The organism is Bacillus sp. FSL K6-1000 (assembly GCF_038630785.1).
In the GTDB taxonomy this organism is placed as follows: domain Bacteria; phylum Bacillota; class Bacilli; order Bacillales; family Bacillaceae; genus Bacillus; species Bacillus safensis.
On record NZ_CP152042.1, the window covers coordinates 1,114,240 to 1,126,548 of the forward strand.

Genomic DNA, 12,309 nt, shown 5'->3' on the forward strand with positions numbered 1-12,309 from the left:
GAAGGAGATAGACATGGATAAAACGATCGTGTTCAAGTGTGGAGGCAGTGTCATTCGAGAACTTTCAGATACCTTCTATGAAAATGTCCGCTCACTTCAAGCTGCTGGGTTTAAGCTGGCTATCGTGCATGGCGGAGGACCTGAAATCACCGACATGCTGCAAAAATTAGAAGTGAAAACAGAATTTGTTGACGGTCAGCGTAAAACAACGAAGCCTGTGTTAGAGGTAGCCGAAATGGTTCTCTCGGGAACAGTCAATAAATACTTTGTGTCAGAGCTCGCAAAGCATGATATACCATCTGTCGGCGTATCCGGTAAAGATGGGCAGATGCTTGTCGCCGATTTCCTTGATCAAGACGTTTATGGGTACGTTGGCGAAATCAAAGAAGTTCATCCAGAAATGGCGGAAGTACTCATGGAGAAACAATTCATTCCTGTAATTGCGCCGCTGTCTATGACGGAAGAATGCCAAACCTTAAACGTGAATGCTGATTTAGCAGCATCAGCTGTCGCCGGAGCCATGAAAGCTGATAAGCTCATGTTTGTCACAGATGTTGAAGGCATTTTAAAAAATGGTGAACTATTAGATGTCGTCACCGAACAAGAAGCCCTTTCACTCATTGATGAAGGCATTATTTCCGGGGGAATGATTCCAAAAGTACAATCCGCTTTGAGTGCTTTATCAGGTGATGTAGATGAAGTGATGATCGTAAATGGCAAAGGCAGTATCTTTACAGGAGAAACCTTTAAAGGCACAAGAATCGTAAAACAAAAGGAGGCGGTCCTGTGAGTCATCTTTTTCAAAATTATGGACGGTGGAATGTTGAAATTAAAGAGGCAGCAGGTTCTTGGGCAGTCGATACAAATGGGAAAAAATATTTAGACTTTATCCAAGGCATTGCAGTAACAAATTTAGGCCACAATCATCCAAAGGTCAATCAAGCCATTAAGGAACAGCTTGATCACGTCTGGCATGTGTCGAATCTGTTTGAAAATGGTCTGCAAGAAAAAGCAGCAGAAAAGCTGGCAGCAAACAGTTCAGGCGATCTCGTTTTTTTCTGCAATAGCGGCGCAGAGGCAAATGAAGGTGCCATTAAATTAGCACGTAAAGCGACAGGGAAAACAAATATCATCACATTTTTGCACTCTTTCCATGGGCGCACGTATGCTGGTATGGCTGCCACAGGTCAAGATAAAATCAAAACTGGCTTTGGTCCTATGCTAGAAGGCTTTCACTATGTACCGTTTAATGATCCAGACGCTATGTCAGCCTGTGCAGTCGATGATGTGGCAGCGGTGATGCTGGAGGTTGTGCAAGGTGAAGGTGGAGTGAATCCAGCGACACCAGAATTTCTAGAAGCAGTTCAAGCATTTTGTGAAAAGCATGAAGCACTGCTGATTGTAGACGAAATTCAAACGGGCATCGGTCGTACAGGAACAGCATTTGCGTACGAAGAGACGTGTCTTGATCCTGATATTATCTCTGCAGCAAAAGGGTTAGGAAACGGCTTTCCAGTTGGTGCAGTTATAGGGAAAAAAGCTCTAGGAGATGCATTCTCCCCAGGTTCACATGGTACAACATTTGGTGGAAATATGCTTGCCATGGCCGCTGTGAATGCGACACTCGATCTAATTTTTAAAGAAGAGTTTCTTTCAGAAGTGAAAGAAAAGGGTAATTACTTGTTAGAAAAGCTGCAAAATGTCAAACAGCTGAATATCGTAAAAGAAGTGCGGGGAAAAGGATTGATGGCAGGTATTGAATGTGGTCAGCCAGTCGGTGAATATATCACAGCTCTTAGAGAACAAGGGTTGCTGGTGCTTCCAGCTGGTCCAAATGTCATTCGTTTATTACCTCCGCTGAATGTGAAGAAAGCAGAGCTGGATCAAGCGATCGAAGCAATTGTTCAAGTATTAGCCAATAAAACAGTTTCGGTGTAAATTTTTTTACAAAGAAACGTATAAAAATACATTTATATCATTAATTATTCAATTTTGGGGTGACATAAGCATGAAAGGTTATTTAAATTTAGAAGATGGAGCCTCTTTTGAAGGAGATCTGACAGGAGAAGCTGGCATCACAGGTGAAGTGGTCTTTTTTACAGGTATGACAGGTTATCAAGAGGTGCTCACAGATCCTTCCTATAAAGGTCAGATCATTGTTTTCACATATCCGCTGATCGGAAATTACGGCATTAATCATGAAGACTTTGAGAGCAAAAAGCCTCAAGTAAAAGCGGTGGTTGTTTACGAGGCAGCAGAGCATTTTTCACATCATCTTGCAGCGGTCAGCTTAAAAGATTATTTACAAAAGTGGAATATTCCGCTTCTGACACATACAGATACGCGCGCAGTCGTGCAAAACATCCGGGCAAATGGAACGATGAACGCTGTGCTCAGTGTAGACGAAAACGAAACGCCGCCTGCAATGAAACAAGACAATGTCGTCGCACAGGTGACAGATAGCGAGATCTACACACAAGGCAGTGGTGAGGAACATGTGGCGCTCATTGATTTTGGCTTTAAAAAATCAATTGCAGATTCGCTTGCAGCGCGCGGCTGTAAAGTAACCGTCATTCCATATAAACAAATGGAAAAGGTGTTTGAGATCAAACCAGATGCGATCCTGCTGTCAAACGGACCTGGAGATCCGAAAACCATGACACCATATTTAAAAACGATTCATGACATCATGATGACATTCCCGACACTTGGAATCTGCTTAGGTCACCAATTAATCGCTCTAGCACTTGGCGGGGATACGTATAAGCTGCCATTTGGCCACAGGGGAGCGAATCATCCTGTACAGGATACAGAATCCAAACGTGTCTTTATGACAAGTCAGAACCACAGCTATGTGGTGAATGAAAAAAGCATGAATGACAAAGAAGTGGATGTGAAATTCCTTCATGTCAATGATGGATCTGTAGAAGGATTCATTCATAAAGAAAAGCTGATTATGTCAGTTCAATTTCATCCAGAAGCACACCCAGGGCCTGCTGAAAGTGAATGGGTATTCGATGATTTTATTGAGAAAGTGAAACAAGCAAGGAGAGAAGTCGCACATGCCTAAAGATCAAAGCATACAAACCATTCTAGTCATCGGGTCTGGTCCAATCATCATTGGTCAGGCAGCAGAATTTGATTACTCAGGAACACAAGGATGTATGGCCTTAAAAGAAGAAGGCTACAAAGTCATCTTAGTGAATAATAACCCAGCAACCATTATGACAGACGAGTCATTTGCTGATGAAATCTATTTTGAACCGCTTTCAGTTGATTCAGTGACAAGAATCATTGAAAAGGAAAAACCAGATGGTCTTTTAGCCAACCTTGGCGGACAGACGGCTTTAAACCTTGCTGTCGAGCTAGAAAAAGCCGGTGTGCTGAAAAAGCATGGGGTAACTCTGCTCGGAACGTCAGTTGAAACAATTGAAAACGGTGAAGATCGAGAGAAATTCCGTGCTCTCATGAAGCATTTGAACGAACCTGTGCCAGATAGTGAAATTGTGGATAATGCGGAAGATGCCCTTCAATTTGCAAAAGAAGTCGGCTTCCCAGTCATCCTAAGACCAGCATACACACTTGGCGGTAAAGGCGGCGGAATCGCTCTAACAGAAGAGGCATTTAAGCCGCTCGTTGAAGGAGCTCTTTTAGCGAGTCCGATTCACCAGTGTTTAGTTGAAAAAAGCATAGCTGGCTTTAAAGAAGTCGAATATGAGGTCATGAGAGACCGTCAAAATACGTGTATCACGGTATGCAACATGGAAAATATTGATCCAGTTGGTGTGCATACAGGAGACTCAATTGTCGTTGCACCTTCCCAGACATTAACGGATCAGGATTATCAAATGCTCCGTTCAGCGAGCCTGAAAATCATTTCAGCACTGGATGTAGTCGGCGGCTGCAACATCCAATTTGCCCTTGATCCACTCAGTAAAGAATACTTTGTCATTGAGGTGAATCCTCGGGTCAGCCGTTCATCTGCTCTTGCATCAAAAGCAACAGGCTATCCGATTGCGAAAATGGCAGCTAAGCTTGCGGTGGGGTATACGCTTGACGAATTGAAAAACCCGCTCACAGGCACAACCTATGCTAGTTTTGAGCCGGCACTCGATTATGTTGTCGTGAAATTCCCGCGCTGGCCGTTTGATAAATTTAAACAGGCAGACCGTCAATTAGGCACAAAAATGAAGGCTACTGGCGAAGTCATGGCGATTGATCGGAATTTAGAATCAGCCATCCAAAAAGCAGTTGCATCCCTTGAAATTAAAACGAAGGGCTTCCACCTGCCAGAACTGAAAGAGCAATCGACAGAACAATTATTTGAACTCATCAAAACACCAGACGATCGCCGATTTTTCGCAGTTGTGGAGCTTCTTTCAAGACAAGAAACGGTTGAAACGATTCATCAAACGACGAAAATCGATCGATTCTTCTTACATGTGTTCCAGAATATGATTACGCTCGAGCAAGAATTGAACGATCATAAGGGAACGCTATCAAAAGATACCTTGAAAAAGGTAAAAGAAAAAGGATTCCTTGATGAAACGATTGCTCTTCTTACGGGTCAAACGGAAGAGTCAATCAGGCAGCTCCGTCAAGAGTACGGGATTGCTGCTTCATTTAAAATTGTCGACACATGTGCGGCGGAATTTGATGCAAAAACGAATTACTTCTATTCCACCTACTTTGGAAAAAGTGATGGTGAGCATCAAGAAAAAACAAAGCAGCGTGCTCTTATCATTGGCTCAGGTCCGATTCGAATCGGGCAGGGGGTCGAATTTGATTATAGTGCCGTTCATGGCGTTCTTACCTTGCAAAAGCTTGGATTTGAAACCATCATGATGAACAACAATCCAGAAACAGTCAGTACTGATTATGAGATTGCAGATCGTTTATATTTTGAGCCGATTACATTAGAGCACATCCTAAACGTTGTGGAAGCAGAACAAATTGATTTTGTCATTGTCCAATTTGGCGGACAGACTGCGATCAACGTCGCGGAAGGCTTAGAAAAAGCAGGTGTCACGCTGTTAGGTACGTCCTTTGCTACGCTGGATGCACTTGAAGACCGTGATTTATTCTATCAGCTTCTTGATGAACTGAACCTTCCTCACGCAAAAGGAGATACGGCTCATTCAAAAGAAGAAGCACTCGTACATGCGAAAAACATCGGTTACCCTGTATTAATTCGCCCATCATATGTCATTGGCGGAATGGGAATGATCGTTGTTCAGTCAGAAGCACATTTGGCGTCACTGCTCGATCAGCCAGATCATTTGCCATACCCAATCTTAATTGATGAGTATGTCACTGGAAAAGAAGTTGAAGTGGATCTTATTTCTGACGGAAAAACAGCCTTCATTCCAACGATCGTAGAACATATTGAGAAAGCGGGCGTGCACTCAGGTGACAGCTTTGCCATTTTACCAAGCATCTCAATCAGTGAAGATATCAAACAGCAGGTGCATACTGCGTCTGAACAAATAGCGAAGAAATTAGCGTTCAAGGGCATTATGAATATCCAATTTGTCATCAAAGGTGATCAGGCGCTTGTATTAGAAGTGAATCCGCGGGCAAGCCGGACTGTTCCAGTCGTCAGTAAGGTAATGGGCATTGATATGATCCCAATGGCCACTCAATTATTAGCTGGTGCGGCGCTTGAAGAGCTAAACCCTGCAACGAAAAACAAAGGGGGGACAGCGGTCAAATTCCCAGTGTTCTCATCGCATGCCATTCAAGATATTGACCTCAAGCTGACACCTGAAATGAAAGCGACAGGAGAAGGAATGTGTGTAGGCAAGAACGCCGAAAGCGCCTTGAAAAAAGTGTTTGCACCGATCTGGAAGAAAAAAGGAAGCCTCTTTATACAAGGCAGTGAGCAATTGATCGATGAAGCGAAACATGCAGGCTTTGATGTCTGGACTGGCAGCTTTGAATCCTGGCTGCAGAATGAAGATAAATCCCTTCATATTCATTTAGGAGAAGATGAAGAGGCAAAAGAGCAGCGTGTAAAAGCACTCACACACGGTGTTCAAGTCCTAACCGAATATGAAACAGTTCAAGCATTCCTGCAAGGGAAAAATGGAGATGTGTCACCAGTATCGCTCCATGAATTATATAAAAAGGAAGTGACGGCATGAGTCAAATCGACGTGCAACCGGCATTATACGGAAAAGACTTTTTATCGTTAAAAGATTTCTCAATCCATGAGATTACTTATTTAATTGAAAAAGCGGAAGAAATGAAACAAAACCCATATCAAGATTTATTCAAAGGAAAAACGTTAGCAATGATCTTTGAAAAATCTTCGACTAGAACCCGTGTCTCGTTTGAAGCGGGGATGACGCAGCTAGGAGGACATGCGCTCTTCCTCAGCTCAAATGATTTGCAAATTGGCAGAGGGGAAACCATCAGTGATACAGCGCAGGTGCTGTCTGGCTATGTCAACGGTATTATGATTCGAACCTTTGAGCATGAGAAGGTTGAAGAGCTTGCACAATACGCGTCTATTCCAGTCATTAATGGATTAACTGACTACTCACATCCATGTCAGGCCCTTGCTGATTTATTAACGATTAAAGAAACAAAAGGCACGTTAAAAGGAATCAAAGTCGCCTATATCGGTGACGGAAATAACGTGGCGCACTCCTTGATGGTCGGCTGTGCGCAGCTAGGATGTGACATTGCGATTGCATCACCAAAAGGCTATGAACCACTTCAAGAAGTAACAGACACTGCCCGTGAGTTTGCGAAACAATCAGGTGCAGAAGTGACCGTGACGACAGATCCTGTCGCAGCTGTAAAAGATGCAGATGTTATTTATTCAGATGTGTTTACAAGCATGGGCCAGGAAGCAGAAACAGAGAAACGTCTTGCTGAATTTAAAGAATATCAAATCAATGACGAACTGATAAATCATGCGGCAAAGGACTATATTTTCCTTCATTGTCTCCCGGCACATCGAGGTGAAGAAGTGACGGCAGATATTATTGACGGGCCGCACTCAAAAGTATTTCAGCAGGCAGAAAACCGCCTGCATGTGCAAAAAGCGTTAATGAAAGAACTTATGTATCAACCATCCAAATAAATCAAAGTGTCCCTGACTCGTATGAGCAGGGACTTTTTGCATAAAGGATTGGAGAGGCAAGGGACGGGACATAATAACATCAATCGAGAAAGGAGGATGAAAATGGGTCAGCAGCATCAATTTAAATCAGGGAATAAAGCACCAAATAATGGTGTGTATATCGAGATCGGTGAAACTGGCAGTATGGTGAAAGATCCTTTAAAGATTAAGCTTAAAGCAGGCGATGTCTTTCCTGATAACTCGAACCATAATCGTGTTTGGACTTACCAAAGAAAGCCGTAAGCAATTGACTAAGAGTCATAAGGAATAAGTCTTTAGAGGCATGTGTCATGCCTCTTTTTTCTTTATAATAAAAAGCAATTAAGTTCCAATTTTCAAATAAATAGTATGGAAATTAAACTAAAATGTGTAATTGGAAAATATTGTTGAAAGGATTTGTGTGATGGAAAAGATGAATCTCAGTGAAAGTGTTTGGAATAAACGCTTCACCTCATTATTCATATCAAGACTCATTAAAAACACAGGGGAAAGTTTTGCTTTTACATCCGTCCTTTGGCTATTGATTTTAAGAGGGGATGGAGCGCTCGGTACAGGACTTCTTCTAGCAGTAACTGTTCTCCCTTCATCTTTGTTAGCCCCAATATTAGGACCTCTTATGAAAAAGCATCATTTGTCTAAATGGATGTTCGCTTCAGATGTTGTTCGAGCAACAATTGTACTCATTATTCCACTTCTGCACTTTTCGCATCTATTGCCTCTATGGTTATTGATCTCATTAATGGTTATTCAATCGGCAACAGGTGCAGCATATAATCCAGCTTCGGTGGCCATCTTACCGCAGATTGTTCCAAAGCATCTCATTCAAAAAGCAAATGCGATCCTGCAATCTTCTTTTGAGATTGTTGCACTTGCAGCAGTCATGGTGGCTGGTCTTTTGGTTAAATTAATTGGACCTGCTGATACCCTGCTGATCACCACTGCTTTATTTGTTATTTCTGGTCTGTTTATTATCGGGGTTAAGCTGAAGAAAACCGATGAAGAAAAAGCAGCAGGCATTAAACAAGCGAAGAATACATATTTGTATAACTTAAAAAGAGGGTTTCTCGTTGTCAAAAACCATCACATTTTATTTGCACTCACACTGTATTGTATCTTAATGAATGTCGCAGCAGCTCCGTGGCAGGCGCTCTCAGCGGTATACGTAGCAGAAGCGCTGCAAAGCGACTCCATGGTGTATTCCATTTTAAGAGGCGTTGCTGCAGTGGGCGCGTTTATGATGGGCTTTGCTCTAGCGAAGGTCAAAATTAAGAGATTTGGTTTGTTCTTTATTGTCGCTGGCATGATTGAAGGGGCTGCGTTCTTTATTACAGGGATGAGTACATGGCTGCCGGTCGTTCTGCTTGCTTCCTTTATTTTTGGAGCTGCTGTCAGTGCGATCAATGTACCGGAAATGGTCATTATTCAGACGTCTGTTGACCAAGAGGATCAGCCGCAAGTATATGCTGTGATCAATGCGTCATCAAATGTCTTTCTCCCGCTTGCAGCTGTCGTATCAGGCGTTCTGGCAGAAAGATTTGGAGCGGGACCTGTCATTGCTGGCGGAGGAATCCTTGAAATTTTATCAGGTATCGCGATCTTCCTGTTTACAGGGCTTGCGAAAAGCCATTTGACAGCGGACAAACAAAAGTCCGAAACCGTCGAGGTGTGAACAATAAAAACCCCCTGTATGTTATAGACAGGGGGTTTTAGCATGCCGCTTTTCAATCACGCAGAAAAAAAGAAAAAGAGCTAAACATCATTTTAGCTCTTTTTCACAAATCGTTTTCTTGCATATTAAGAGTGTTTTGTTGAACTTTCCGTTTCTTTCATTGGACTTACTTCAGCAAAGATGAATAAAATAACCGTAAACACAACTGCAAGAATGGAAGTGAGCGTAAAATCATAAGCAGCTCCATTCATAGAGGCAACGATGTAACCAGCCATATGTGTCAGCAGAAAAGTCCAAATGAGGGTGATAATATAATGCATAATCCCACCGTCCTTTATGTAACAATCTATTGATTATCATACCATAGATGCAAGTGAAGGGAAAAGACTGTTTTCCGCCTTTATGTGACCATTTTTAGACCTTCTGCTATAAAAATAAAAAGAATTCTTCTGTCTTTAGGGGATTTCCTTATTCCTACAAGAGTTGTTGTTCATATCATAGAAAGCAGAATCACTGAAAGGAGGCTGGCCATATGGGTGTAAGCGAACGTTTTTTCCAGCTTGGTTCCCAGTGGAACATCATTCACCTTCCTCAAAAACCAAATGGCTTTGGCATTCTAATCCTCGGTGACCGAAATCACTTTGTGCAGGAAAATACATCATTCTGGCTTCAGCATTATGGAAGAAACCAGCTTTTAACTGCCTTAAAGGATGAAGGATATACATTGTTTAATAGTCAACTTCATGGGAATCACTGGGGATGCGAAGATGCTGTTTTTAGTGCCAAGCAGCTCGTGCATCACACATTAAAACAAGAAATATTAAACCGGGAAATTCATGTGCTCGCAGAGGGAATGGGCGCACTTGTTGCCATGAGCCTTGCTGAGGAGATGCCTGAAGTGTTAAGGTCCATTGCGATGATGAATCCATGTCTGAATCTGGATGCACAACGAGAAAGAGAAAAGGAACACAAATTCTTTTACAAGCAGCTGATCAAAGAGTTAGCAGAGAGCTATGGCTGTTCTGAAAAGGAAGCTGAAACGTATCCACTGCCTTCTTGCCCTGTTCATTCTGCTCATGTGCCGATTCATATATGGCAAAGACTAAACGGTGCACCTTATGCATATGAACTTCACGCAAAACCTTTTATTGATCAGCATATGAAAAATCCAGAACATTGTCAGATCGATCTCACACTGCATATGTTTGATCATCCGAGAAGAATCTTTCAATCCATTCACAAGTTTTATAAATCGCATGAAAGAGAATTGTGATGAATAGGATGATAACAGCCCTTCATAGAAAGGGCTCTTCTTTTTATTCGATATTAAAAAAGGGGACATGAACATGGAAACAGGACTGATCATAGGGGCAGATGAGTTTTTTGGCCTGACACTTTGTGAATATATGATGAAAGAGGGCATTCAAGTGGATATCACGCGTCCTCATGATTTTAAAGAAGAACAAAAAGGACTGTTAGAAGAGCGGATGATGTGGCTGGGCAGAAATGATCTCGTTCGTGTCATTGACCTTCAGGATAGCAAAGACACGTATGACCTCGTTTTTATTCAATCAGAGGAACCGCATAACAGACAGGAAGACATCAAAGCAAAGCATGGCATGTACCGGATTCTTTTTGATAAACCTGAAAACGAATCAGCAAAACAGAATGTACCGGCAGTTATTCTTCCTCACATGTTCGGACCATGGACACTCAATGAAGATCAAACAAAGCGTGCAGATTCATTTTTTGTAGAAGATGTAGCGAAGAACTTGTTACAATGGGCATCAGACACAGGTCAAAGACAGGACATGACGTATGAATTGAAGGTAGAAAGCGAAACAGATGACAAAAAAGCAGAAGATATGATAGCTGAATGGAAAAGACAAAACTCAACATTTTTCGACAAAAAGCAAGAATGATCTTCCATCTTATCTTTTTTCAGTATAAAATAAACCTATATTTAACATACAGGTTCATCACTGCATGTTGCAAAAGGGAGTTGAACATGGCATGAAGTACCAGCGGCTTGTCATGATCTTTTCGTTCCTTCTTCTATTATCTGCCTGCTCGCAGGCGCCTTTAAAAGGAAAAATTGAGAAGGTGGGTTTACTCGTCCCCGATACGATCAATGATCAAGTTTGGGGAACGAAAGGTTATAAAGGCTTATTAAGTATCCAATCAACATTTGGTGTAGATGTTTATTATAAGGAAGGAATGGTCGACAAGGAGAAAATCGTTGATGCCATTGAAGAATTCCATAAAAAAGGAGTCAATTTGATTATTGGCCATGGCAATGAATACAGTGAAATTTTCAACTTGATCAGTGAAGATTATCCAAACATACAATTTATTACGGTCAATGGAAACAAGCCTCAGGCGGACAATGTCACAAACGTGACGTTTAAAGGTGAAGCGATGGGCTTTTTCGGAGGCATGACAGCTGCACATATGTCTAAAACAAAAAAGATTGGTATTCTTGCTACATATGATTGGCAAAGTGAGGTAGACGGCTTTATCAAAGGGGCAAAATATCAAGATGAACATGTACAAGTGTTAGCAGAGTTTGTCGAAAACTGGGATGATGCTGACAAAGCGGTGGAGCTCTATCAAAAATTAAAAAAGCAGGGTGTAGATGTTGTGTATCCCGCAGGTGATGGTTATAATATCCCTGTCATTGAACAAATCAAAGCCGATAATTTATCAGCGATCGGGTACGTGACCGATCAATCCAACCTCGGAAGTCATACGGTTTTAACGAGCACTGTCCAGCATGTTGATAAAGCGTACAGCATCATTGCAAAGAAATTTAATGAAGGCAAGCTAAATGAACAAGGTGAGTACTCCTTTGATTTTAAAGAAGGAGTGATCGAGATGGGGAAATTTAGCACCACCATTGACGACGCTTTTGTGAAAGACATTGAAAGTGATATTGCGTCTTACAAAAAAACTGGCAAACTGCCAAATGAAAAGTGAGGAGACGACGATCATGCAGCACGAAAAATCGATGGAATTTTTACAAATTGCTATGAAGTATTTTCCGCAGGCAAAGGAAGAATTAGATAAAGCAGGGATTCAGCTTGAGCCTGAAGCGCTTCAGCCACTGCTAACATTATTTACATCTGTCATGCAGGAAGCATACGAGCTTGGAAAAGCAGATGCAGAATCAGAAAAAGCCACAGAATAGTGGCTTTTTTTTATGATAATTTTTTCTTGAAGGCACTAATCATAGGACCAACATCTTTAAACACAGGCTTCAGCTCATCGATGGAGTTCATAATGTTCCCAATTTGATTCATGACATGCATGTAGTCAATTGAGTCATCACTTGAAGATGTCTCCGCACGTTCCTCCTTTGCCTCTGACTTACTTTTCTCCTTTTCAATCGGCTGTCCAAACATCATTGCTGAGAAAATATCTTTTTGCGCCATATCACATGTTCCTTTCTACTATTGGTATATATCATTAATCTATGAAAAAAGTGAGAGGAAAGGTTAGACGTTTGTATTGC

13 protein-coding genes are annotated in these 12,309 nt (G+C 41.8%); 11 read left to right on the top strand and 2 right to left on the bottom strand.

Annotated elements, in window-relative coordinates:
- Positions 1-13 precede the first annotated feature (13 nt).
- The 7 genes from argB to MHI46_RS05590 all read left to right on the top strand — a co-directional run bounded on the left by argB (position 14) and on the right by MHI46_RS05590 (position 8,798).
- Positions 14-790 (top strand): acetylglutamate kinase, encoded by a 777-nt coding sequence (gene argB / locus MHI46_RS05560; RefSeq protein ID WP_342503160.1) that lies wholly within the window; start codon positions 14-16, stop codon positions 788-790.
- Positions 787-1,938: an acetylornithine transaminase gene (locus MHI46_RS05565; RefSeq protein ID WP_144495211.1), complete on the top strand. Its 1,152-nt coding sequence runs from the start codon at positions 787-789 to the stop codon at positions 1,936-1,938. Before argB ends, MHI46_RS05565 begins: the two co-directional genes overlap by 4 nt.
- Positions 1,939-2,008: 70 nt before the next feature.
- The gene (locus tag MHI46_RS05570) at positions 2,009-3,070 is read left to right on the top strand and encodes a carbamoyl phosphate synthase small subunit (RefSeq protein ID WP_039177774.1); all 1,062 of its coding nucleotides are present in this window, start codon (positions 2,009-2,011) and stop codon (positions 3,068-3,070) included.
- A complete protein-coding gene (locus MHI46_RS05575) occupies positions 3,063-6,143 on the top strand; it encodes a carbamoyl phosphate synthase large subunit (RefSeq protein ID WP_342503161.1) in 3,081 nt (1,026 codons plus the stop codon). Before MHI46_RS05570 ends, MHI46_RS05575 begins: the two co-directional genes overlap by 8 nt.
- Positions 6,140-7,090: an ornithine carbamoyltransferase gene (gene argF, locus MHI46_RS05580; RefSeq protein ID WP_251181123.1), complete on the top strand. Its 951-nt coding sequence runs from the start codon at positions 6,140-6,142 to the stop codon at positions 7,088-7,090. The genes MHI46_RS05575 and argF overlap by 4 nt, the downstream gene beginning before the upstream one ends.
- A gap of 102 nt (positions 7,091-7,192) precedes the next feature.
- Entirely contained in the window at positions 7,193-7,372 is a 180-nt protein-coding gene (locus tag MHI46_RS05585) for a YjzC family protein (RefSeq protein ID WP_008348517.1), read from the top strand.
- Positions 7,373-7,532: 160 nt separating this feature from the next.
- Positions 7,533-8,798 carry an MFS transporter gene (locus MHI46_RS05590; RefSeq protein ID WP_024426491.1) on the top strand — a complete coding sequence of 422 codons (1,266 nt, stop codon included), beginning with the start codon at positions 7,533-7,535 and terminating at the stop codon, positions 8,796-8,798.
- 125 nt (positions 8,799-8,923) lie between these two features.
- Here MHI46_RS05590 and MHI46_RS05595 read toward each other — a convergent pair whose 3' ends face one another.
- Complete coding sequence (locus MHI46_RS05595) at positions 8,924-9,118, bottom strand: YjzD family protein (RefSeq protein WP_003211779.1); 195 nt, start codon at positions 9,116-9,118, stop codon at positions 8,924-8,926.
- A gap of 212 nt (positions 9,119-9,330) precedes the next feature.
- Here MHI46_RS05595 and MHI46_RS05600 point away from each other — a divergent pair, with 212 nt between their 5' ends.
- The 4 genes from MHI46_RS05600 (at position 9,331) to MHI46_RS05615 (ending at position 11,985) form a co-directional block, all read left to right on the top strand.
- Positions 9,331-10,071 (top strand): hypothetical protein, encoded by a 741-nt coding sequence (locus MHI46_RS05600; RefSeq protein WP_047201782.1) that lies wholly within the window; start codon positions 9,331-9,333, stop codon positions 10,069-10,071.
- 73 nt (positions 10,072-10,144) lie between these two features.
- On the top strand, positions 10,145-10,720 hold the full coding sequence (locus MHI46_RS05605; RefSeq protein ID WP_342503162.1) for a nad binding enzyme: 576 nt from the start codon (positions 10,145-10,147) through the stop codon (positions 10,718-10,720).
- A gap of 91 nt (positions 10,721-10,811) precedes the next feature.
- Complete coding sequence (locus MHI46_RS05610; protein ID WP_058838840.1) at positions 10,812-11,774, top strand: BMP family ABC transporter substrate-binding protein; 963 nt, start codon at positions 10,812-10,814, stop codon at positions 11,772-11,774.
- A gap of 13 nt (positions 11,775-11,787) precedes the next feature.
- Complete coding sequence (locus tag MHI46_RS05615; protein WP_024425054.1) at positions 11,788-11,985, top strand: ComZ family protein; 198 nt, start codon at positions 11,788-11,790, stop codon at positions 11,983-11,985.
- Between the two features lie 10 nt (positions 11,986-11,995).
- Here the strand turns inward: MHI46_RS05615 and MHI46_RS05620 are convergent, their stop codons facing one another.
- Positions 11,996-12,229 carry a hypothetical protein gene (locus MHI46_RS05620; RefSeq protein WP_039177793.1) on the bottom strand — a complete coding sequence of 78 codons (234 nt, stop codon included), beginning with the start codon at positions 12,227-12,229 and terminating at the stop codon, positions 11,996-11,998.
- Positions 12,230-12,309 lie beyond the last annotated feature (80 nt).

Excerpts from the sequence above, each read along its gene's own strand:
- MHI46_RS05590 (WP_024426491.1), top strand. The coding sequence starts at position 7,533 with ATGGAAAAGATGAATCTCAGTGAAAGTGTTTGGAATAAACGCTTCACC.
- MHI46_RS05595 (WP_003211779.1), bottom strand. The coding sequence starts at position 9,118 with ATGCATTATATTATCACCCTCATTTGGACTTTTCTGCTGACACATATG.
- MHI46_RS05570 (WP_039177774.1), top strand. The coding sequence starts at position 2,009 with ATGAAAGGTTATTTAAATTTAGAAGATGGAGCCTCTTTTGAAGGAGAT.
- argF (WP_251181123.1), top strand. The coding sequence starts at position 6,140 with ATGAGTCAAATCGACGTGCAACCGGCATTATACGGAAAAGACTTTTTA.
- MHI46_RS05610 (WP_058838840.1), top strand. The coding sequence starts at position 10,812 with ATGAAGTACCAGCGGCTTGTCATGATCTTTTCGTTCCTTCTTCTATTA.
- MHI46_RS05615 (WP_024425054.1), top strand. The coding sequence starts at position 11,788 with ATGCAGCACGAAAAATCGATGGAATTTTTACAAATTGCTATGAAGTAT.
- MHI46_RS05605 (WP_342503162.1), top strand. The coding sequence starts at position 10,145 with ATGGAAACAGGACTGATCATAGGGGCAGATGAGTTTTTTGGCCTGACA.
- MHI46_RS05575 (WP_342503161.1), top strand. The coding sequence starts at position 3,063 with ATGCCTAAAGATCAAAGCATACAAACCATTCTAGTCATCGGGTCTGGT.
- MHI46_RS05620 (WP_039177793.1), bottom strand. The coding sequence starts at position 12,229 with ATGGCGCAAAAAGATATTTTCTCAGCAATGATGTTTGGACAGCCGATT.
- MHI46_RS05585 (WP_008348517.1), top strand. The coding sequence starts at position 7,193 with ATGGGTCAGCAGCATCAATTTAAATCAGGGAATAAAGCACCAAATAAT.
- MHI46_RS05600 (WP_047201782.1), top strand. The coding sequence starts at position 9,331 with ATGGGTGTAAGCGAACGTTTTTTCCAGCTTGGTTCCCAGTGGAACATC.
- argB (WP_342503160.1), top strand. The coding sequence starts at position 14 with ATGGATAAAACGATCGTGTTCAAGTGTGGAGGCAGTGTCATTCGAGAA.